This window comes from Nostoc punctiforme PCC 73102, from assembly GCF_000020025.1.
Classification (GTDB): Bacteria; Cyanobacteriota; Cyanobacteriia; order Cyanobacteriales; family Nostocaceae; genus Nostoc; species Nostoc punctiforme.
Genome location: NC_010628.1, coordinates 271,682 through 293,464, shown reverse-complemented (window position 1 = coordinate 293,464; position 21,783 = coordinate 271,682). Strand labels below are relative to the sequence as shown.

15 protein-coding genes are annotated in these 21,783 nt (G+C 40.8%); 3 read left to right on the top strand and 12 right to left on the bottom strand.

Annotated features, from left to right (window positions below):
* Positions 1–187: 187 nt before the first annotated feature.
* The 3 genes from NPUN_RS01195 to NPUN_RS01185 form a co-directional block, all read right to left on the bottom strand.
* Entirely contained in the window at positions 188–394 is a 207-nt protein-coding gene (locus NPUN_RS01195) for a chlorophyll a/b-binding protein (protein ID WP_012407045.1), read from the bottom strand.
* Positions 395–648: 254 nt separating this feature from the next.
* Positions 649–2,340 (bottom strand): beta-carotene ketolase CrtO, encoded by a 1,692-nt coding sequence (crtO, locus tag NPUN_RS01190; RefSeq protein WP_012407044.1) that lies wholly within the window; start codon positions 2,338–2,340, stop codon positions 649–651.
* A 131-nt stretch (positions 2,341–2,471) separates the two neighbouring features.
* Positions 2,472–4,247: a KAP family NTPase gene (locus NPUN_RS01185; protein ID WP_012407043.1), complete on the bottom strand. Its 1,776-nt coding sequence runs from the start codon at positions 4,245–4,247 to the stop codon at positions 2,472–2,474.
* Between the two features lie 872 nt (positions 4,248–5,119).
* On the opposite strand from NPUN_RS01185, the gene NPUN_RS01180 reads away from it, so the two are divergent.
* Positions 5,120–6,583, top strand: coding sequence for an MFS transporter (locus NPUN_RS01180; protein WP_012407042.1), 1,464 nt, complete (start codon positions 5,120–5,122; stop codon positions 6,581–6,583).
* Positions 6,584–6,603: 20 nt separating this feature from the next.
* Here the strand turns inward: NPUN_RS01180 and NPUN_RS01175 are convergent, their stop codons facing one another.
* The 8 genes from NPUN_RS01175 to glf all read right to left on the bottom strand — a co-directional run bounded on the left by NPUN_RS01175 (position 6,604) and on the right by glf (position 18,393).
* Entirely contained in the window at positions 6,604–7,332 is a 729-nt protein-coding gene (locus tag NPUN_RS01175; RefSeq protein ID WP_012407041.1) for a DUF72 domain-containing protein, read from the bottom strand.
* Positions 7,333–7,619: 287 nt separating this feature from the next.
* A complete protein-coding gene (locus NPUN_RS01170; RefSeq protein WP_041565115.1) occupies positions 7,620–7,832 on the bottom strand; it encodes a hypothetical protein in 213 nt (70 codons plus the stop codon).
* A 452-nt stretch (positions 7,833–8,284) separates the two neighbouring features.
* On the bottom strand, positions 8,285–9,157 hold the full coding sequence (locus NPUN_RS01165) for an isoaspartyl peptidase/L-asparaginase family protein (RefSeq protein WP_012407040.1): 873 nt from the start codon (positions 9,155–9,157) through the stop codon (positions 8,285–8,287).
* Positions 9,158–9,171: 14 nt separating this feature from the next.
* On the bottom strand, positions 9,172–10,860 hold the full coding sequence (gene hflX / locus NPUN_RS01160; RefSeq protein ID WP_012407039.1) for a GTPase HflX: 1,689 nt from the start codon (positions 10,858–10,860) through the stop codon (positions 9,172–9,174).
* 257 nt (positions 10,861–11,117) lie between these two features.
* On the bottom strand, positions 11,118–12,074 hold the full coding sequence (gene uvsE / locus NPUN_RS01155; RefSeq protein ID WP_012407038.1) for a UV DNA damage repair endonuclease UvsE: 957 nt from the start codon (positions 12,072–12,074) through the stop codon (positions 11,118–11,120).
* A 108-nt stretch (positions 12,075–12,182) separates the two neighbouring features.
* Entirely contained in the window at positions 12,183–13,169 is a 987-nt protein-coding gene (gene galE, locus NPUN_RS01150) for a UDP-glucose 4-epimerase GalE (RefSeq protein ID WP_012407037.1), read from the bottom strand.
* A gap of 109 nt (positions 13,170–13,278) precedes the next feature.
* Positions 13,279–15,486, bottom strand: a complete 2,208-nt coding sequence (locus NPUN_RS01145) for a family 1 glycosylhydrolase (protein WP_012407036.1) — start codon at positions 15,484–15,486, stop codon at positions 13,279–13,281.
* A gap of 468 nt (positions 15,487–15,954) precedes the next feature.
* Positions 15,955–18,393, bottom strand: coding sequence for a UDP-galactopyranose mutase (gene glf, locus NPUN_RS01140; RefSeq protein ID WP_041565114.1), 2,439 nt, complete (start codon positions 18,391–18,393; stop codon positions 15,955–15,957).
* 1,147 nt (positions 18,394–19,540) lie between these two features.
* Here glf and NPUN_RS01135 point away from each other — a divergent pair.
* Together NPUN_RS01135 and NPUN_RS01130 are read left to right on the top strand one after the other, a co-directional pair.
* Complete coding sequence (locus NPUN_RS01135) at positions 19,541–19,804, top strand: hypothetical protein (RefSeq protein ID WP_012407034.1); 264 nt, start codon at positions 19,541–19,543, stop codon at positions 19,802–19,804.
* A gap of 300 nt (positions 19,805–20,104) precedes the next feature.
* Positions 20,105–20,587 (top strand): DUF4383 domain-containing protein, encoded by a 483-nt coding sequence (locus NPUN_RS01130; RefSeq protein ID WP_012407033.1) that lies wholly within the window; start codon positions 20,105–20,107, stop codon positions 20,585–20,587.
* On the opposite strand, the gene NPUN_RS01125 is transcribed toward NPUN_RS01130, so the two are convergent.
* Positions 20,581–21,759: a glycoside hydrolase family 43 protein gene (locus tag NPUN_RS01125; RefSeq protein ID WP_012407032.1), complete on the bottom strand. Its 1,179-nt coding sequence runs from the start codon at positions 21,757–21,759 to the stop codon at positions 20,581–20,583. The genes NPUN_RS01130 and NPUN_RS01125 overlap by 7 nt on opposite strands.
* Positions 21,760–21,783 lie beyond the last annotated feature (24 nt).

Below are 21,783 nucleotides of genomic sequence, written 5' to 3'. Positions count from 1 at the left end.
ATTAGCAAATACTCCTAAGCACGTATAGTATCTTTAGTTATCATATTTCCCTCTTTCACAATTGTATTAGTACGTCCATTTATAACCCTAGTATTCGCCTCACTTGACGAGTAGATTAAGTATTAAAACGCTACTAAGTTGTTTATTAAATTGATTTCCCCAAGGAGGGATAAATATAAGTGAAGATTTAGCGAAACAAGTGAAGTACGTCACGTAATAAACTATAGCCAGCCAAATCCCAAAGTAGGTAAGAAACAAAGCCAATCATCGCTAAACGACCATTCCACAATTCTTGTTGGGGATTCCAGCCAAAAATCCAAGCATTGCGATCGACACCGTTATAGGCTTTAGCTTCAGTAGATAATTTAACCACTTTGTTAGTTTCAGTTGCCATTGCAAATATTCCTTAATAACTCTAATACACCCATATCTTAGTTACTATTACGGTTGTAGTTCTCTGTCTATTGGGGAATCTAAAAGTGTCACAGGAAGTATCTGTAAGCATCATCTATATTTTTGATAGCATCGACTAAAAAGCGTCAGGAGCTTGCCCCAAAAAGCTCAGAAAATATCATCGATAGCCTTCAAACTAAACTTTTAAATGAAGCAATCTCCCCAATGCTATTTACTTTTTTTACAAACAGCCTCTTAGTCTGATTCACTCCTCAAGACAGATGTAAAAGCAGATTTGATTGAACCTCCTGCTTCCTTGATTTTCTGGGCTATAGGTTGCTCATTATGTAAAAATACACGCGCACAGTTGCGTCCTGGTAAACCGGAAATTGAACCACCCGGATGAGTTCCAGCACCAGTAAGATACAAGTTATCAATTGGTGTTTTATAGTTAGCTAATTCCGGCAACGGACGGAAGCAAAGCATTTGTTCTAAAGTCATATCGATATGGTAATAATTACCTTTGTAAGTCCCTAGCCGTTCTCCCAACTCAGCCGGACTTTCTACATGACGGGCGATGATTGAATGTTGCAGATTGGGCGAATATTGCGCCAGTTTATTAATCACCTTGTCTGCAACTTTGTTTTTCAGTTCATCCGTCCAACCCGTACCTTTTAAACCTGTACCCTCTCCACCAGCAATTTGATAAGGAGCAAAAAACTCTATCCATAGTGTGTGTTTGCCTTCTGGTGCCATTGATGGGTCGAGTCCGGTAGGCATCACCACATACATTGATGGGTCTTCATCAGGAATTTTGCCCAGAGTAATCAGACTATGGGCTTGTTCCACATGATTGACGGAATCAGCAATCAGAATAGAACCCATCAGATAGTTATCTTGATGATTGTGGTGGACAAAGCGCAAGGGTTCAGATAAGGCACAATCAATTTTAAGGATAGTTTCATTGTTGTTGATGATGCGGCGGTCTAATCTTTCGCGCAAATTCTCATCCACATCACTACTATCCATTAATTGCAAGAATAAGCGCTTGGCATCAATACTTGAGATTACACCTTTGTTGGCACGATATTCTTTACCACCAGCAACTCGCACACCAACAGCTTTACCACCATCTACTAAAACTTTTTCTACCTTTTGGTCGGTGAGGATCGTACCACCTTCAGCTTTTACCATTTTCACCAAAGCTTCCACAAGTCCGCCACTACCGCCACGCGGTCTTGCCATACCGGGATTATGACGCAACATCATCATCATCGCCCCAAAGGACATAGCTTTTTGTGAGGGAGGGGAACTCAGTTCGGCTGAGAGTCTAGCCAGAGGTGCTTTGACAAACTCAGAATCGAAGTACTCGTTAATATTATCTGTAGCACTGCTGAGTAAAGTACGCAGTAAATCAAGGGTTGTGTTAGAGCCACCTAGAAGGGAAAATAAGTCTTGCAGACTATTGAGATTGTAATTGCCTGCAATATCAACAATTGATTTGGGTGGTGCATTGAAGAAGGGAGTAATCCCTGTGATAAAACGCTGCCAAAAATCGGCATACTCAGCGTATTTTTCTGCATCGCGCTGACTGTAACGGGCAATTTCCGCACAAGTCTTTTCCACCGACTTATGAGCTAAGAAATTCTTGCCATCAGGATGGGGGCAAAAGGCAACTGGATCGCAGCTAAGATATTCCAAGCCGTACTTATGGAGTTCCAATTCCTGAATGACTGGCCCTAAGAAAATAAACAGATGGTTAATCGCACAAGGACTAAATTTAAAACCAGGTGCTTCATTAGGCATAAGTTCTTCAGTTGTAGAACCGCCACCGGGTAGCGATCGCCCTTCCAATAACAGGACGCTGTAACCAGCTTTTAGTAGGTAGCCTGCACAAACTAAACCATTATGACCAGCGCCAATAATTACAACGTCATACGATTCCATGATTGCAATGTGGAGAGTAAAGTATATTCCCTGATATTAGGAAGTACCGAAGATATCTAAATCTTTCGTGGGTTATAGAATGTTTATATATCTAGTAGTAGTGTTTTTATCACCAAGAAGTAAATTTGTTTTTAACAGATGGTATCACTTTTTACCTGTATCCTGGTAGTTATCTCTTCTAGTTCTTTGAGGTGCTGTGCGTTCACAAGCAATCCTTCTTCATAGTTAGATTTCTCTGCATCATATTGACTTTGTTGCTCTTTTAGTATTGCAATCTCATGATTAATTATTGGTAATGCTTTCCCTTGGAGGATTATTTTTTTTAGCAATTCAAATCGTGATATTTCATCAATTTGACACAATAGTTGTGAGATACAACGACTAATGATAACTTCATTGCCAAAATCAAGAATGCCTTTAGCTTTATAATCTTGAGATAATAATTGCTCACTTACATCAAACAAAGTTTCCACAATTAAAGGGATGTAATTTACAGGAATTTCTTCTTCCGTACAATTTTCTAGCTGTTCTAGAAACACCCTAGCTTGCGTTGTGCCGTTTGGAAGTTTTTGTTTAGCAAGTTCTATCAAATGGGTTCTAAATTTGTCTACATCTGCAACCAAACCAAGGATAGTTTTTATCTGACTATTAGATGATTCAACTGCTGATAATGATAGGCGAAAGTAAATAGGAAATATTTCTAAACTACACACACGCAGTTGTTTGCGCCATTCTAACTCTTGTTTTTTATGTAGACAGGTATTATAAAAAACGGATTTCAACTTCGGAAAAAGGTGCATAAGCAGATTTTTAACAGGCTGCTTGTCCTCAACTGGTAGTTGGGCAATCCAAGTATTCAGAAGACTATTTAGTTCTTCTATTGAAGGGTTTACCTCTCCTACCAAAATATGAGGATTTTGATGAATTATGCTATATATATTTGGACTAAAGACTCGTAAAGACTCAATAGCAATGAAATCAACAGGGTTTACTTCATCTTTTACTGCTGGATATGTCACTGTTAAAGTGTTAACAAAACGAGTGATATCACGGACACTATTAATAAAGCGATCTATTCCCTGAAAGTAAATTTCACCCCAACGAGTTTGGTTGATTTCTGGTTTTGGACTTTCAGTAAATATATTATCAAGTTTTTCAAAAAGAAGCCTGCGAAGTGATATTTTGTCAGGAACAGGTAACTCAAAACTAACTTGAATAATTTTTTCTAAGTATTCTTCTCCTGATATTTCTTTTGGGTCTGCAATTGTTTTCATTACAACTTGTTTATCAAAGACCAGAAGATAGACAACATTAGTAAAATTCCGCATTGCTTTGAAAATACGAAATAACTGCTTGATATCTTCAGCAGGCAACCGATCAATATCGTCAATTGTTACAACTATTCGCCGTTGCTGCTGTACTAACGTGTCTTCTACTTCTTCTTTTAATTGGGCAGCTTCCTTGTCCTTTTCATCCAATAATGCTGCTAATGCCTTACCAGTTTGAGCATAAGGTAGAGGAATGTCTGAAATAATGGCGGCAAAATCAGCTAGTCTCTCTTTCAAACCTTTTGGCACAGATGACTGTTGGCTCAAAACGTTTTGTAATTGCTCGAAAAAGCGTCTTGTGATATTTTGGTGTCCAGACAATAACCAGGGATTAAAAGGAACGATGATTGGTTGCTCTTCGTCTGGCTTTTGCTGAAGATAGTGAACTACAAAGTTTAACAGTGTAGATTTGCCAGAGTTCCAAGAACCGTAAACTGCAATAACAAAACCTTCAGGAAAGGTCATTTTACAAATGCTGTCTGCTAGATACTTGGCAAAGTTCGCATGTCCTAGCAGGTCTTTTTCAGGATCAACTAAGGAGCTGTCTACCGATATATCGTTAATTGTCGTCTGTGCCATAACAAACTTTTTGACTCATGTTGCGATCGCCTCTGGCGTGGCATAGCCCATCGTGACACATTTCGTAGGATGAGCAATGATACCTTACGATAGAAATTTAGAGTAAAATAATTTACTCAAGACTTATGCAATTAGTCTTAGATTAGTTATTCAGCATCTCTGGGATTAGCCGGTTCAATAGACAAATACTTTATTTTAATAAGTCTCTCCCTACATCATATAAAAAACCTACTAAAATCACTTCAATTTGAATACCAATCCTAACTATTGGTCAGATAAAATCTGTATTATTTATGTCTATGTATACTAGTATTGGCTAAATTGCGATCTTTCTGTAGAGAGGTATTAATTCTCAAGAATGATTTTGAAAAATGTCTATTATTTTATTTTAAAAACCTTAATTATTTGCTAATATTTATTATATGAAAGCTTGTAGCAAAGTCTGGATATAATAACTAAGTTTATGTCAATTAATTGGCTTATTTGATTAGAAATATAAGCGTAATTATTATATGCTAGCTTCTTTGTAAACCAGTCTATAGTTAAATAAAGTTCAGTTAAGAAAAATTATAGGTTGGGTTACAATACTTCTCGGTTAAGGGGAAAAGGGTAAAGGGAAAAGAAAAAACCTTTACCCCAAACCCGATTCCGAATTAAAAATGCACAAAGCGAGAAGTATTGGGTTGGGTTAAGCAAAGCGCAAACCAACAAAAGTTCCCCTTCTCCTTTGGAGACGCTACGCGAACGGGAAAAAAGCTACGTTCCTCAACTAATTTTCCTATTGCCTATTGCCTCCCTACCTACTATAGAAATCAAAGTGGATTTCTATAGTAGCTATAACAATTTGACTCTTTAAATATTAATTAGATAATATGGTTCAGCCCCAAGAAGATGATATTTCAGTAGAAGCTAGTTCTCTTCCTCCTGTTCCCATTCAAGAAATCTCAGAGGATAGGACATTAACAGAGACGGTACTTTTCCCAACTCCAAAACTGTTTCTAAAAATTTCTAAGCCAGAAATTCGCCAAAGTCTCAGGGCACTAACTTATGAAAGTGTCTTTGCTGCGGTTCTTTATAGTATCATCGGCGGCGCGTTGCTCAGTAATTTCTTGCTAGAGTTAGGCGCTGGTCCAGTCGAAATTGGTCTACTCGCCGCTATCCCTCAGATGGTGAATCTGCTCCAACCACTGGGAGCGTATTTGGTAAGCCGAAGTACCAGTTTCCGTTGGTATTTCATGTGTATTTTCGTCCCGTCGCGGTTGCTATGGTTGATTCTTCTGCCAGCGATTTGGTTGGTTACTTCATCTCGTATTACTGGATACCAAGTAGTACAGTTGACATTGGCAATACTCTTAGTAGCTAATATCATCGAAGCTTTTGGTCGTGCGCCTTGGCTTGGGTGGTCAGCTGTATTAGTACCTCAGCGATTGCGGGGGAGATATTTTGGCTTTCGCAATAGTATTCTCGGCTTGACTAACCTTGTCGGTGTGCCTCTGCTAGGTTTAGCGGTATCGGCTTGGCCTAGTGGAACCCTTCAAGGTTATGGTACAGTCTTGGTTCTAGGGATCGTGCTAGGGGTAATCAGTGTCGGCTGTCAGTTCTGGATGACTGATATAAACCCGCAACTTTTAAAAGTTGGGGATTCAGACACATCACACCCACAGGCCCAAGGAATAGATTTTAGCATCTTTAAGGAAGCTAATTTTTTGAAGTTTGTGCTTTACCTGAGCATCTGGTGTTTTGCTGTTAACATCAGCGCTCCCTTCTTTAACCTCTATATGCTGGATAACCTGGATATAGATATTAGTGTGGTAACGATTTATCACGGCTTAGGAACTGGTGCAAATATGCTAATGCTGCTTTTGTGGGGTAAACTGGCTGACCGGATTGGAAATCGCCCGCTACTATTATTAGTGGGAGTCTTAGTGGCGGTGACACCTCTGCTGTGGCTTTTTGTTGGAAGCGATCGCATTTCTTTTTGGATCTGGCTACCCTTGTTGCACATACTAGCTGGCGGGACGTGGGCGGCAATTGATTTGTGTACTAACAATTTGATGATGGGAATAGCACCGCTACGTTATCAGTCCAGTTATTTTGCGATCGCAGGTGCAATTGCTGGTATCACTGGAGCAATGGGTATTACTGCTGGTGGCTTTCTAGCAACTCTCCTTGGTGCTGCGGGTTTGCTGGGGCTATTTGTTATCTCAGGCTTACTACGGATGGTTGCACTTGTACCCTTAGTTTTTGTTCAAGAGCAACGCTCTATACCACTAGGCCAGCTAATGCGATTTTTATTCCCAATCAAGCAGCCAACTGATCTGATAGAAGTCGAATAATAAGTTTTCAATTATGTATTTCAACAAGATCCCAGCAAACAATAGAGTCGTTGAGCATCACGAATAGCGTTTCCATCGGGGTCGTTGTTGAAATACACGTAAACGTCAATTTCCTGCATTAGAAATGAACGGATACGTTCAACCCATGTAGATAGCTCTTCATCGGTATAACCTACATTCCATTGCCCACTGTGCATACGGATATAAGTCCAAGGGGCAGTCAAACAGATATCAAGGGGAACTGTTGGGCTGACAGGTAGACAAAGGCCTACACCCGCAGTTTCTAGTAGTTGATAAACTTGTGGAATCAGCCAGCTTGAATGACGAAATTCAACTGTAAATTTTTGTTTTGGATAGGTTTGCAGCAATTCTAAAAAGGGCTGAAGACGTTCAATATTAATATGCCAAGTATGAGGAAATTGAAATAAAATAGGGCCGAGCTTTTCTTGCAGTCCAGATGCGCGTTCCATTATGCGAGATAGTGGCTCTATCGGGTCTTTTAACTTCTTCATGTGGGTGAGATAGCGGCTACCTTTAACAGCAAAGAGAAAGTTAGAGGGTGTTTGCTTGTGCCAAGTCTCAAAGACAGACCGTTCTGGCAAACGATAAAAGGAAAAGTTAATTTCTACAGTAGCAAAATGTTGGGCGTAAAATGATAGTTGCTGGTCGCTAGGTAAATTTGGTGGATAGAAAATATCCATCCAATGTTTATAAACCCAACCACTAGTACCAATTTTTAGTTTATTCATTCAGTTATCTAACTTAGATTATTCTTCTGAAAACTTAAGTCGTAGTTTAAATAATAATTTGCTATATTAAAACTTCATCACAAAAAAATAATGTAATTGAATTAGCCACAATTTAATCTATTAAATAAATAGCTAACTATAAATCAAGCTATGTTAGTTATGCAATATAAACTTAATTAAACTTACTCTTAAAAAGCGGCTCTAACCCTATTTTAAAGGCTAAAACCGCTTCCTATAATCCTGGAATTATTCACTATCACTTCCTTCCAATTTTAATCTCATTAAAATCATTTGAAAGCTAGTAGTTTATGGCTAAATTTTTGGAGTTGAGATTGAACCCAACTACCGCCATTAGCTCTACATTCATAGCAAATATCTCCATAGCCTTCGCCTTGGTCATTGCATACAATTAATCTGGCTTCATGTGTCTGAAAGTTTTGCTGACAAATTAAACATATTTTGTTAATTTTGTCTGTATTACACTCAATTTGAAATTTCATGTTTGTTATCCTTATTAAATACATTTAAATAGAAACAAATTATATATGTTATTGTTTATAGTTTTTGGTAGAGAATTTACATCTATAAAAATTAAGTATATGATTTAATTTTTTGGATAGTTTCAGCAGTAACGATCGCATTAATTTCGGTGTATATTTTTCCGTATTTAGCCTTCTCTAAAGCCGACAGAATGATTAAGTCTTTGCCATCTAGCGATACGGTTCGTTAAGGCTGAAAACTAAAATTGGCGTAGGTTGCTTCCCCGTAGGGTAGCAAGTGCATTATCAAAGCTTTGTTGGGTTTCGTTGTTGCTCAACCCAACCTACTATTCTTCTTAACCCAAGCGTATTGAGCTATATATTCAGACTTGAAAGCTCAGATTTAATTTGGTTTCATTAATTACGTATTTCCTTAGCGTAGCGGGGCATAATCCATTACGAATTGATATGAGTTATTTCTTGGTAAAGGCAGCCACCTTGTCTTGTCCTGCGGTCATATAAGCACAAGCCATGTGTGATGAGTTATACGCCCAGCCAACACGTCCTTGACGGTCTATGAGGATGCACCCAGCTTCACCTTTAACCTTAGAAACCAAAGCGTCAATTGCCATCTGTGCGGCTTCATCTGGATGCCGGTCTCCACTCAAAAAATCGATCGCAGTTTTAGCTAAAACCACCGGGATAATCGACTCGCCATCACCTGTTGTTGAACAAGCGCCGAATTTATTATCAGCATATAAGCCACAGCCAACAAGCGCAGTGTCACCGACGCGACCTTGTTGCTGCTTTGTAGTCCCGCCAGTTGAAGTACCAGCAGCTAAAACACCGCTAGCATCCAAAGCAACACAACCTATGGTGTTAGGGCGATCGATTACTTCTCGATCTTCTTTCCACTGCTGCCATTGCTCCTCAGCTATTAGGTCTTCTTTTTTACACATTTCGGCACCACAATCTATGGCAAAGCGTTCTCCACCCCGCGCTACTAGTAATCTGGGTTTATCATCCATAATTTTTCGGGCAACCGAGATTGGATGACGTACACCCTGAACTGCTGCGATCGCTCCCCAACTTAAAGAGCCTTCCATGATCGCCGCGTCTAACTCCACCTCTCCGTCGCTGTTAAGAGTTGCACCAAGACCAGCGTTAAATGTCGGGTCAGCTTCCAAAACACGGGTAGCTGCTTCCACAGCTTCTGCGGCAGTACCTCCGCTAATTAGCACTGCCCAACCAGCTTCTGCTGCTGCTGTACAGCCTGCATTATTGGCTGTAACTTTGTCGTCTGTGATGGTTTTTGCTCCACCGTGAACAATGATGGTCGGTATCATATATTTCCTTCTTGTTAGTATGAATTTTGTGGGACTGCAATCGCTTTAACAGGTTCGTCAATTAGTTGCAGCGATCGCATTTTTAAAGTCTCTAAACCCAAGCGCTGAGTTGCTGATATAAAAACAGCTTCGGGATAATCTTGTTGAACTCTGTCCAAGGTTTCGCTATCTACTTTGTCAACCTTGTTAAAAGCAATCAAACTTTTTTCTGGAATCTCAGGCATTTCTTCAAGTATTTCCAGCACACTTGTAATATGGCTTTCCCAAGCTGGATGGGATAAATCCACAACATGAATCATCGCATCTGCCTCAACTACTTCCTCCAATGTGGCGCGAAACGCATCCATCAGTGGTGGCGGGAGTTCGTGAATAAACCCTACAGTATCTGTAAGCAAAATCGAGCGACGTTCTTGTGTTTCGGGTTCTGTAATTACCACCTTGCGGGTTGTTGGGTCGAGGGTAGCAAATAGTTGGTCTGCTGTGAAAACCTCCGCATTGGTTAACACATTCAGCAAAGTAGATTTACCAGCATTGGTATAACCAACTAATGCTAAAACTGGAATTTCTTGCTGTTGTCGTTGTTGTCTAATCCGGGCGCGATGTGCTTGTAAATCGTTTACTTCCTGCTGTAACTGATTGATTCGTCGTTGAATTGTTCGCCGTTCGGTCTCTAGTTTTGTTTCACCAGGACCTCGCGTACCAATCCCCGCACCTAATCGAGACATCTCCTGACCGCGACCACGTAACCGAGGTAACATATATTCGAGTTGCGCCAGTTCTACTTGTAATTTACCCTCTTGAGTGCGAGCGCGTTGAGCGAAAATATCCAAAATTACTTCTGTGCGGTCTACAACTCGGATGCCTATTTCCTGTTCTAAATTACGGGCTTGAGATGCAGAAATATCTCGGTCAAAAACGATTAGATTAGCTCTTTGTTTTTGAGCCAAAAGGGTGATTTCTTCAATTTTTCCCTTACCGACTACTGTTTGAGGATGTGGGCGATCGCGCTTTTGCCGCATTGTATCGAGTACAATTCCTCCAGCACTTTCAACCAAACGCACAAGTTCTGCAAGTCCATCTTCAAATCGTTGAACTGAGATATCTTCTGTCTGCACTCCTACCAGCAGCACCCTATCTTGGTCAGAGACAATTTCTTGAGATAGGAATATTCCATCCCCTGCGTCAACAATTTCTCTTTCCCATTCGTGAACTAGTTCATCAAATTCCTGTTCGGTTAGATCGTCCAAACTTAGAGGAGGTGAAATTACCCAAGGACTTTCTGAATCAGGAAAAAGATAACTTAGAAAAGCTTCTTTTACTTTGCCATCAATTGCGGTTAACATGACAAGAGCATCTAAGCGCTGACGCATCATTGCAATCAAAGCAGCTTCATCAGGTGGTTCTGATTTAACTTGAGTAGCAATACAACGGATTCCGCTCAAACGTTCTGCACTGCGGCGGGGTAATTCTTCAGGTGGAATTTGAGTTTGAATGGGTGTTCCTACAGCAATTCGGATAACTTGTCCACGCCGATTGAGATAACAACAAATTGGGTGATGAATTTGTTGACTGATTGTAGCTAAGGCTTGAGCAAATTCTGGCGTAATAAATCTATCTGCTGGTTGATTTTGCTCATAAAGCTGTTGCAGTCGTTTGATCTGACTAGCTTTGATACCTTGAACATTGCCATAAATTTTTTGCATAAAACTAACAATTTAAAGTTTAGTTTTCAGCTATGTATATTGTTATTTTGTTCTTTTTTAATTTTGATTTAATCTACCAAGAGAAATAAGCAACTTAGCTATAGATAATTGCCTTAAAATCAAGCTTCTATAAAATGGTTTATAGACCAATTAAGTGAGTATTAACCATAAATGAGACTGTAAACGTGTAAGTTTCACTATGGTTAACGCAGACACAATAGCAGAGGTGCAGAGAACATAAACTAGAAGTCTCTAAGTTACGTACAATTATTGTTCATCAGCCACCAAGAACGCAAAAGTGCGATCGCTTCTTCTTTTCGTTTGGCTTCGACTTCAATCCACGGTGCTTGGTGGTAAACATTAGGCATATCGGTAATCAAGTCGCTGTGTTTTCTGTCATTGAAAGCTTGCTCACCATTGGAAATATGGACTAATTGCCAATCTGGATTTTTCCAAGTTTCTCGCGCTGCGTAAAACATTGATGCTACACTCGGATGATCGTAGCTATCCAAATTTTCGTGGCAAATATGATGATGGGCATCAAATACCATCGGCACACCAGCTTGCTGACATACTGCTAAAATCTCATCGGCACTATAGGCGTATTCATCATTTTCTAGAGTCAAGCGACTTTTGATGTTTTCTGGTAGTTCGGAAATTATTTTTACTAGTTGTTCAGCCCGTTGAGATTTGCCACCATGAATATTCATCAATGACCAAGGCGATCGCGGTAATCCCAGTAAGTCAAGTATACGTGCATGTCCTGCTAGATTAGTGATACTTGCCTGTACCACTTCGGGGGAATCAGAACTTAGCACTACATATTGATCTGGATGCAACACCATTCTGATGTTCAATGCATTTGCTCGTTGACCGATTGTTGCTAAATCAGCGCTCATTGCTTCTAATATATTTGCGCCAATTTCGTCTTCTAAGTCACTTAGGGGAAATAAATTAGAAGACATCCGATAAAGCTGAATTTTATTCTGCTGACAAAAGGAGAGGGCATCATGTAAGCGCTGTAAGTTATGGCGATACAGTTCACTCAGGGCACTTTCGCGATCGCTAAGAGAAAGTTTTAAGTATCGGGTGCGCGTCATTGTCCGAAAGCGCACTTGTTTATCAGAGGTGATGCAAACTAGCCCTAAAGAGGGCACTGTACTTTTTTGGCACTGCTGTGCATTAGGTAAATTTTGAAACTCGATTACGCTCATTAACTGATACTTGTTTTAAACCATTCTTTAATTTAACAAGTTCTACCATTGGCTTACAAATACCTAAAGAATGAATTTCTAAGCCTTACAGGATGTTTTAAAATGTCTTTACTTATGTCGTTGTTGATGCCATTTCCAAGCATGGGCAATAATTTCGTTTAAATTAGGATACTCTGGATGCCAACCCAAGATTTTAGTTGCTTTGTCGCTGCTGCCAACTAAAATAGGAGGGTCACCTGGTCTGCGATCGCGTTCTTCTATTTTAATTTCTTTGCCTGTTATCTCTTTAGCAGTTTCTATTACTTCTCTGACTGAAAAACCACTGCCATTTCCTAGATTAAATACTTCGCTTTCTCCACCTTTGAGTAGATATTCTAAACCTAAAATATGGGCTTGTGCCAAGTCAGTCACATGAATATAATCGCGGATACAAGTTCCGTCTGGGGTAGGGTAATCTGTACCGAAAATCAAAATAGATTCACGCTTCCCAAAAGCAGTTAGTAGTACTAACGGTATGAGATGAGTTTCAGGTTCGTGGTCTTCACCCAACAACCTATTAGGGTCAGCACCTGCGGCGTTAAAGTAACGGAAACGTACAGACTTTAAATTATAGGCTGTATCAAAATCAGATAAAATTCTTTCTACCATCCACTTGCTAATAGCGTAGGGACTAATGGGATCTTGCGGATGTTCTTCGGTAAGGGGAACGAACTTTGGTACACCATAAAGAGCGCAAGTAGAAGAAAAAATAAATTTGTTAACTGACGCAGCAAGCATTGCTTCTAAAAGTGTCAGAGTGCCTGCAACATTATTTTGGTAATATTTGGCTGGGTCGGTAACAGATTCACCCACTGCGATGTAAGCAGCGAAATGCATAACCGCAGTTATGTTGTGAGTTGAAAATATGTCATCGAGAAGAGAGCGATCGCTCATATCTCCAACAATCAATTTTACCTGTAAAACTTCTTCTACAAGTTCTCGATGTCCGTTCGACAGATTATCCAAAACGATTACTTCATAACCTGCGTTTTTCAGAGCTAATGCAGCATGGGAGCCAATATATCCGGCTCCTCCTGTGACTAAAATAGTTGACATAATTTGAGATGGGGAATGGGGAACTTGTACTGAGCGCAGTCGAAGTATGGGGAATGGGGTATAGATTTACTCCTCTGCTCCCCTTAAAATTAGATTGCCAGCCAGACTACTAACTTTTTTCTTCCAAGTAACGAGAAATTGCACTGTCAAGGTGTGGCATTAATTCACCTCGATTGCTACCAAGAACGCTGTAAGCTGGGCGGGGAGCAATGAAACCAAGTTCTTGTGTAGGACGAGCAATTAGATTGCTGACACTTACACCTGCTTTTTTCGCCGCTAATCGTGCCAAGTCAGCCCAAGCAACAGCACTTTTGTTAGCCAAATGCCACAAACCTTTTTCACCATCAATCAATAAATCAAGGCTGGCATGGACAAGATCGGGTACATAAGTAGGCGAAACGATCGCATCTTCGGCTGCAACAAAAGTATTACCAGCAGCTAATTGCCGTAGGGCGATCGTCACAAAGTTGTATTCATCCCACGGACCGAAAAATGCGCTGGTACGAATCATTAGTGATGCCGGATGAGCCTGCAATACTAGCTTTTCTGCCAAAACTTTGCTGCACCCATATATATTGAGGGGCGCAACGGTATCAGTTTCGACATAAGGATTCGACTCAGCACCATCGAATACCAAATCTGAAGAGAAAGTTACCAGCGCCACATTATGTTGAGCGCAAGCAGCAGCTAAAATCGCTGCCCCTTCAGCGTTTACTTTCAAACAAATATCAGGTTCACGTTCGGCATCGTCCACCCGCACGTATCCCGCAGCGTTAACAACTGCCCACGGTTGCAACTCAGCAAGTGCTTTATTGACGGAAGCAGGATTGGCAATGTCCATATCTTGCCGTCTTAGCAGGCAATATGAAATTCCTCGCACTTGACACAACCGAGCAAAAGCATTGCCTAGTGTTCCTGTGGCTCCGACGATCGCCAGGGGACGATTGGAAGCAGGGGAGGAAAACGGGAGAGATGGGGGAGACACGCGACAACTGACGGCTGGATATAATAGGCGCTCTTCTCGATGCCACCATCCTGGTGTATCAAGTAATGGATGATTGGGTTTATGTCCAGTGGTTAAATCTCGCACCATTTTAGCGATCGCTGTCTGTCTGGGACGCGATGAGCGCAAATCGAACACGCCTGACTCGTAGTATCCTGCCGAGCGAGTCACTAAACTATTCCAATCGTAGCTGCCGAGAAGTGCCCAAACAGTTACAGCGCGAACATCTGCGCCCTGGTCTCGTAATTCTTGGGCTGCATTCCACACTTCATTGAGCCAGCGTAGCTGCTCTTCACGGGTGCAACTCAGGTGAACTTCAGTGACAGCAAAGGGTAGTTTATAACGTTCCCATGTCTCTTTGAGCAATGTCCGGGGGCCTGCCAAACCCTCAGCACAAACTCGCACTGCCTCTACATCTGCATACTTGTCCCGACCATTACCACCATGCGTCCAAGCTGGATAGTTTTCTAGGTTTTCATCTAAAAAGCGTTCGCTTGTCAGGTAATGGTTAATGCCGATAATGCCAGGCGGACAAGTATATTGCAAAAATTCTTCAAGTTCAGACTCGCTTACACCACAGTCGCGCAAGTAACCCCACATTGGATGAGTTGGGTTGATTCGGCCACACAATAAATCCAAACTCAACCAGCGACGTTCATTCTCAAATTCTGCTTGATAAGCCAGCTTTGGGGTACTATGAGTTTTACCCAAATCTTCAGTTTGTAAGAGTTGGGCATTGGGATTGACTTCCCGGATTGCTTGCATCGAAAGAGCGATCGCTTTACACTCTACTAACAAAGCACGGGCAAAAGTTAAATTGTCCCGTCCGTGAGGATACCAGTGACCGTACATCCCACTGAATCGGGCTGTTGTCAGTGGCTCGTTGATGGGTGTGTAATGTGTAACCCAAGGATAGCGTTCTGCAACCGCACGAGCAAACACCGCTAGTTTCTCAGGAAATTCTGGATCTACCAAGCTGGTATCACGCGGGCCACTGCCATGATGCACTAATCCCACAATCGGACGGATGCCGAGTTCGCGCAAACGCCCCAGTCTTTCATCTGCCCACGACCAATCAGCATTCTCCAAACCATTGGGCGCTATCCTCTCCCAAAGTATTGGATAGCGGATGGCATGTATGCCAAGTTCAGCAAATAAATCTAGGTCATCCAAGCGCGTTGCATGACCATTGCGTTCTAACTGATCGAGATACTCTTCACCCACACGATTAACCGTACACTCTACACCAGCCCAAACTTGTAGGGGAAGTTGTGCTTTGTTAGTTTTGAGTGTCGAGTTGAAAGCAGAAATCATAATTTACAACTCAAGCTGATATTTTATTTGATGCGTTCTTTTTAAGTTTTGTAAGGGAGCCAGTGCGTTGCGGTGAATCCAGCGCTGTAGGCGGGTTTCCCGCCGTAGGCGACTGGTGAACCCGAAGGGAGGTTCTCTCCGTTGTAGCAACTGGCATTGTGTTATGCCGGAGGCTAACGCACCATCCTAGATTTTTGGTGTGTTAGGACTAGGGCGTATTTTCAAAGTCTTAGATCCCCCCAACCCCCCTTCAAAAGGGGGGCTAAGAATCTCATCTCTTAAAGTCCTCCTTAAAAAGGGGGATTTAGGGGGATCTAAAAAATTAAGAGGCTAAACGAGTAGTTTGAAAAGATGCCCTAATGTCCATAACGCACCCTACTAAATACAGAGCAGTCTTAATTACGAATTACGTTAGCGTAGCGGGGCATTCGCTTTTAGCGTCTCGCAGAAAAGCCCATTACGAATTATTTAAGCCTTAACCGCAATTTGTTTGTACACAGACAGAGCTTGAGCAACACATTGATCCATGTTGTAGTATTTGTAGGTCGCTAATCGTCCTACAAAATAGATCCCTGGAGTTTCATCTGCCAGCACCTTGTATTTCTTGTAAATTTCCTGATTTTCAGAACGCGGTACAGGATAATAAGGGTCTCCCTCAGCTTTGGGAAACTCATAAACAATACTAGTTTTAGAGTGTTCTTGACCAGTTAAGTATTTAAACTCTGTCACACGAGTATAAAGCTGTTCATTGGGATAGTTAATTACTGGCGCTTTTTGAAACACAGTCGTGTTGTGCGTCTCATGCTTGAAATCAAGCGAGCGATATGGTAATTTGCCGTAACGATAATCAAAGTATTCGTCAACAGGCCCAGAGTAAACCATCTCGCGGCAAGGTATAGCTTTTTGGATTTCCTGATAATCAGTGTTGAGCATTACCTTGATGTTCGGGTGATTGAGCATATTCTCGAACATCCGGGTAAAGCCATGCAGTGGCATTGCTTGGTAGCTATCGGTAAAATAGCGATCGTCACGATTAGTCCGTGTGGGAATTCTGGCAATTACTGATTTGTCAAGTTCTGATGGGTCAAGTCCCCATTGCTTGCGCGTATAATTTCGGAAAAACTTTTCATACAGTTCTCGACCAACTTTGCTTACCACCACATCCTCACTAGTACGGATGTATTCCATTGGTTCAGCAAGGGATTTGTAAAACTCCTCCACCTCAAATGAATTGAGATTCATGCCATACAGCTTATTGATGGTGTCGAGGTTGATCGGAATCGGAACAAGCTGCCCGTCTACGCTGGCAAGGACGCGATGTTCGTAAGACCGCCACTTAGTAAAGCGCGAGAGGTATTCAAAAACTTCGCGGGAGTTGGTGTGAAAGATGTGGGGACCGTATTTGTGTACGAGAACGCCATGATCGTCATAATGATCGTAGGCATTACCGCCTATGTGGTTGCGCTTGTCTACAACCAGCACTTTTTTACCAGACTGAGTTGCCAAACGTTCAGCAATGACGCTACCAGAAAAACCAGCGCCGACAACCAAGTAATCGAAGACAAAATCTCTGGTAATGATATTTGGTGCTTGTTTACCAGCCGCACCTGTGGAGTTAGCTTTGTCTTCACCATCACGGGCTGCAATGGCAGAGTCAATCAGCTTCATCATTGATGCCCAAGTGCGATCCCAAGAAATCTTTTCTAAAAAGACATCTACTCGACTCAACCATTCTGAGGCTGGGGTATCTTCTTGCATTGCAAGTTCTGCGGCGGTAACAAACTCAGAAACTGTATCTGCAATGCGTACCAGTTTTGACTCTCCGTAAGGACGCACTACATCTCGAATTGAGGTAGATACTACAGGTCTACCTGCGGCAAGATACTCTGGAGTTTTGGTAGGGCTAATAAAACGTGTTGACTCGTTACGCGCAAAGGGCAACATTGCTAAGTCCCAGCCTGCTAAATAGGCAGGTAGTTGTTTATAATCTCTGCCACCGAGATAATGGATATTTTCATGCTGTGGCAGATTTGCTGGATCGATTTTGACAACTGGCCCAATAATTACTAAATGCCAGTCGGGACGGGCTTCGGCAATACCAGCAAGCAGTTCAATATCCATCCGTTCGTCAATTACACCAAAGAACCCAAGGCGAGGATGAGGAATATGAGCTTGATCTTCTGGTTCTTGAACATTTCTCGCCTGTCCAAAGTGGGCGACATCTACACTGCTGGGAAAGGCATAAACGTTGGGGTGCTGGTTTACCTTACTTTCGTAAAGGCTTTGTCCGCCTGTAAATACTAAGTCTGCACGGCTGAATAATTCGGCTTCGTAATTCTTTAAAGTGGGTGATGCGCCTTGGAATGCAGACAATTCATCCATGCAATCATACACCACGGCTTGGGGTTGCAAGTGGCGGGTAAAAGCGATCGCCATTGGTGTGTAATACCAACAAATGTATTTGTTGATGTTATGCTCTGCAAACAAACTATCTATTAGTAGTTTTAAGTCTGCGTTGATTGCTTCTTCACTTAAACCTTGTGGTAGGTGTGGCACAACCACAACTACTCCATTAGAATCTTCGTTTATATCTAAGCTTGCCAAGGGTTCTTCAGAGAAAATTGGCTCCTCAATAAAGAACACTCGCTTTCCTTGGGCGCAGCGACTCAGAAGATGTTGCGGTCTTTGATAAACGAAATTCCAACGCAAATGAGATAAACAAACTATATCAGGTGTGTCTTTAAAGGTTTCTGTTGATTGAACTTTTTTGCTAGACGAAGTTAAATTCAACCGTGACGGACTCGATGATTGCGTTTGGGCTAACTGCGATCGCTTTGTTTTACGCTGCTTCGGCGAAATAACATTGCTGACACCGTTGTTTTTGACTTGAGATTTTTCACTTGTCATAGTTCGTCTCATTATTTAAATTATTAATTCTGACTAGCTAAACGCTAATACCTTTTCTTTCTAAGACAGCACCAAGCTTACTTTCATACAAAAGCTTGCAACATATTTTGCTGCTTTTCAATATCGAATTGGTATAATAAATACTTGGTTGCATTAATAACAATGTACTGTTTTATATCTATTTCTTTCATCTACCCAAATAAATATAAAGTTGCTTTCTTATTAAGTCTTAAGCACTATTTTTTTATAAATATCTAAAATCTAATAAGTAAATATTAATTTATGTAACGCAATTGTGATTTCTAAGCTTATGCAAATATAGTTGTGTTTGTCTGTTCGATTTCGTACACAAGCTCATTAAAACAATTATCTTTAAGATTAAAATTAATAAACTCAGTTTATTTATTATCTTACTTTTTTATTCATATTAAATATTTAAACCTAAGAGTATATATAAATTGACTATTTTTAAGTATCAAATAGTGTTTTTTTTTTACAAATAATCTATTGATTTGTTATGCTTAATACATATTGCTGTAATAATTATTTTGTAAACCATAGTAAATGAAGTAATTTCTTTTATTGTTAGTTTATTAGAAACAAGTATTATAATTTTCACCCTGATGATATATCTGTTCTCTCAACCTTGGGTAGGGTAAAAGCCTTTTGACTGTGTGTAACATTAGTTGTAATTCAATTCATAAACCTCAAGCGATCGCTTCTAATGATGGAGCGATCGCTTTTTTCTATCTCAGAGTTTTCAAATAACTAGGTAGGTAGTGCTGGAAGCTTTTTACTCTGAAAGATTTAATTTGTTCAATTAAAATTATAACTTTAGGTATAAAAACTCAAACTTAATCTTAAAACGGCTGACAGAGAATACATTGAAACCTGTGACAGATAATCATAAGTTTTATATTAGCTACAACGTTAGTTATCACCCTATAGCAATCCGATAGCGAAGCGGTAGCGAGTCAGACGCTCCTGCGTCGCTAACGCTACGCTATCGAGCGTCTTTGATTTCTGTTCGCGCAAGAAGACAACAGAAAGTAGGCAATAGGAAACAGTAAAGAAACCTCTTTGAGCTATAGAGAATTTTTTCAATAATCAAAGATGAGTCCTATATTCGTCGAAGGAATAACGAGTAATGAATGCAATTGTTTTGTCAGCGCCTAAGTTTCGTAGCGGTCAAAAGGTAGAGTTTATCGGCGGAGAAGGCATCATCAAAAATTACCGCCCTCAGTCAGGTAGCTGGGTTTATTTGCTAGAGATGCCTATGGGTTTAGAGCCAGAAATGGGTCGAGTTGGTTATGAGACTATGATTTGGTTATATGAGGTAGATATCTATTCACCCTTAAATAATTTTCCTCAAAATAAAATGCTAAACCATGAACAAAAATACCATTTATAGAAGTTGCTGAAGTAACGGAATATGACAAAAATACAAATAATTGATTAGGAAATTTTTCTTAAAATAAGAGAAGCATAAAAACTAAATCAGCCCAACTTCTAAGCCCTACTTAAGATAGTATTCATTACTTTTGATAGAGTGAAATACATGAAAGAAAAAGTTGAATGATAAATATTGTGTTTAGACATTTAACCAGCTAGAAGCAATCTATTTATATCTATTAATAAATTAGATTCTCATGATTTCTTAGCTAGCGGTTACTATTTTGTAAACATCTACACACTTACCAAGAGAAAAAAGATGGAAAACATTAATCAGGCAAAAATGATCGAGCGTTACATTGCTTTGGCTATCGGAATCACTTATTTACTTTTAGGTTTAGCTGGATTTGTACCAGCCTTGGTTTCATTACCAGGAACGAGCGAATCTTTTGTTCCACTTGATGAATCTGCTGGTGCTTATTCTGCGGGTTTTGGTTATATCTTTGGCGCAATTCCCACCAATTTTTTGCATAACATTGTACGTTGCGCCGTAGGATTATTAGGAATTACTTCTTACAACAACACTACCACTGCGCGTCTATTCAATCGTGGTTTTGCAGTTTCTTATGCCTTGCTAGCCATCATCGGATTATTGCCTTTGGGTAAGACATTTTTCGGTTTAATGCCATTGTTCGGCGCTAATGTTTTGCTTAATGCATTAGCTGCGATCGCAGCTGGCTACTATAGCGTTGTTATACCAGCGAAAGTGAGCGGTGTTAATGTATCGCAAAATCTTCAATAGTTGCTGATAGTCTGCGGTGTCCAGGTAGGGCCATTGCAACATGGCCCTTCTGGTTTCCAGATCAGCATATCTAAACAGATTTGCCGCATATCCATATTTTCCGTCCAAGCATGGTAAACAACATACTCAGTCTTACCATCTGGCCCAAGAACAATAGAGTTATGTCCCGGCCCTCTAACAAAATTAGGAACAGACTTTAGCACCCGTGGCCCGGTTTCGTTACCTGCATCAGAGTAAGGCCCCATCACGTTGTCAGCAACGCCATAATCTACACCATAGTTATCAGTTTCCCAACGTCCACCACTATAAAAGCAGTAGTATTTCCCTTCATGCTTACGAACGCAAGGACCTTCTAAAGTATGCCAATCATAAATTTCACCGTACATCAAACGGTTGGCTAAAAACCGTTGCCAATCGGATCGCGCACGTAAAACCACTTTCCCTTCACCAACAAGCTTAGTCATGCTTTGGAGTTTATCTACAACTAATGCTGTGCCAGCACGCGCTCTATCCGATGTATCCAGAAAGTCACGGGCGTAAAACAAATACCATTGTCCATCGTCATCCCGGAATGGGTGTGGATCGATCGCAAAAGGACAAGATTTTGGATCTACAAGTGACTCACCAATATCTTGATAAGGGCCTAATGGAGTATCGCTTGTAGCCACACGTAACTGATGATTCTTGTCTTCATGTCCCACTGAGTAGTAGAGATAAAACTGGCGATTGCAGTAAGCAACTTCGGGGGCCCAAAAATTATCGCCAAGGGCTGGATCTGGCCGCAATAGTGCGTTACCAACATAATCCCAGTTTACAAAGTCGAAAGAGCGTAACAGAGGAAAGACACGCGATTTGTTATTGGAGTTAATATTTGCTGCATCCGGTATTTCATCTACCGTTCCTTCTGCTTCTGCTGCGCCAGTGCCGATTGCATAATATACCCCTTCGTGTTGCCAAACAAAAGGGTCGGCAAAATAACCTTTGTAGACTGGATTAGTATAAGTTTGCATTTCAATTCTGTAAATATTGCGATCGCCAAATGTGAAGTTAATAAATTCTAGAGCAGCAAAGTTAACTAAAGCAAGGTAGCAGCAAAAGGGTGAATTTAAGGAGGCAGAAAGTAGGAGGTTCCGCTTAGAAGGGGATTCAGCATTGTACTTAACGGTAGCCACCAAATTTTTAATTTGGTGCAGTAT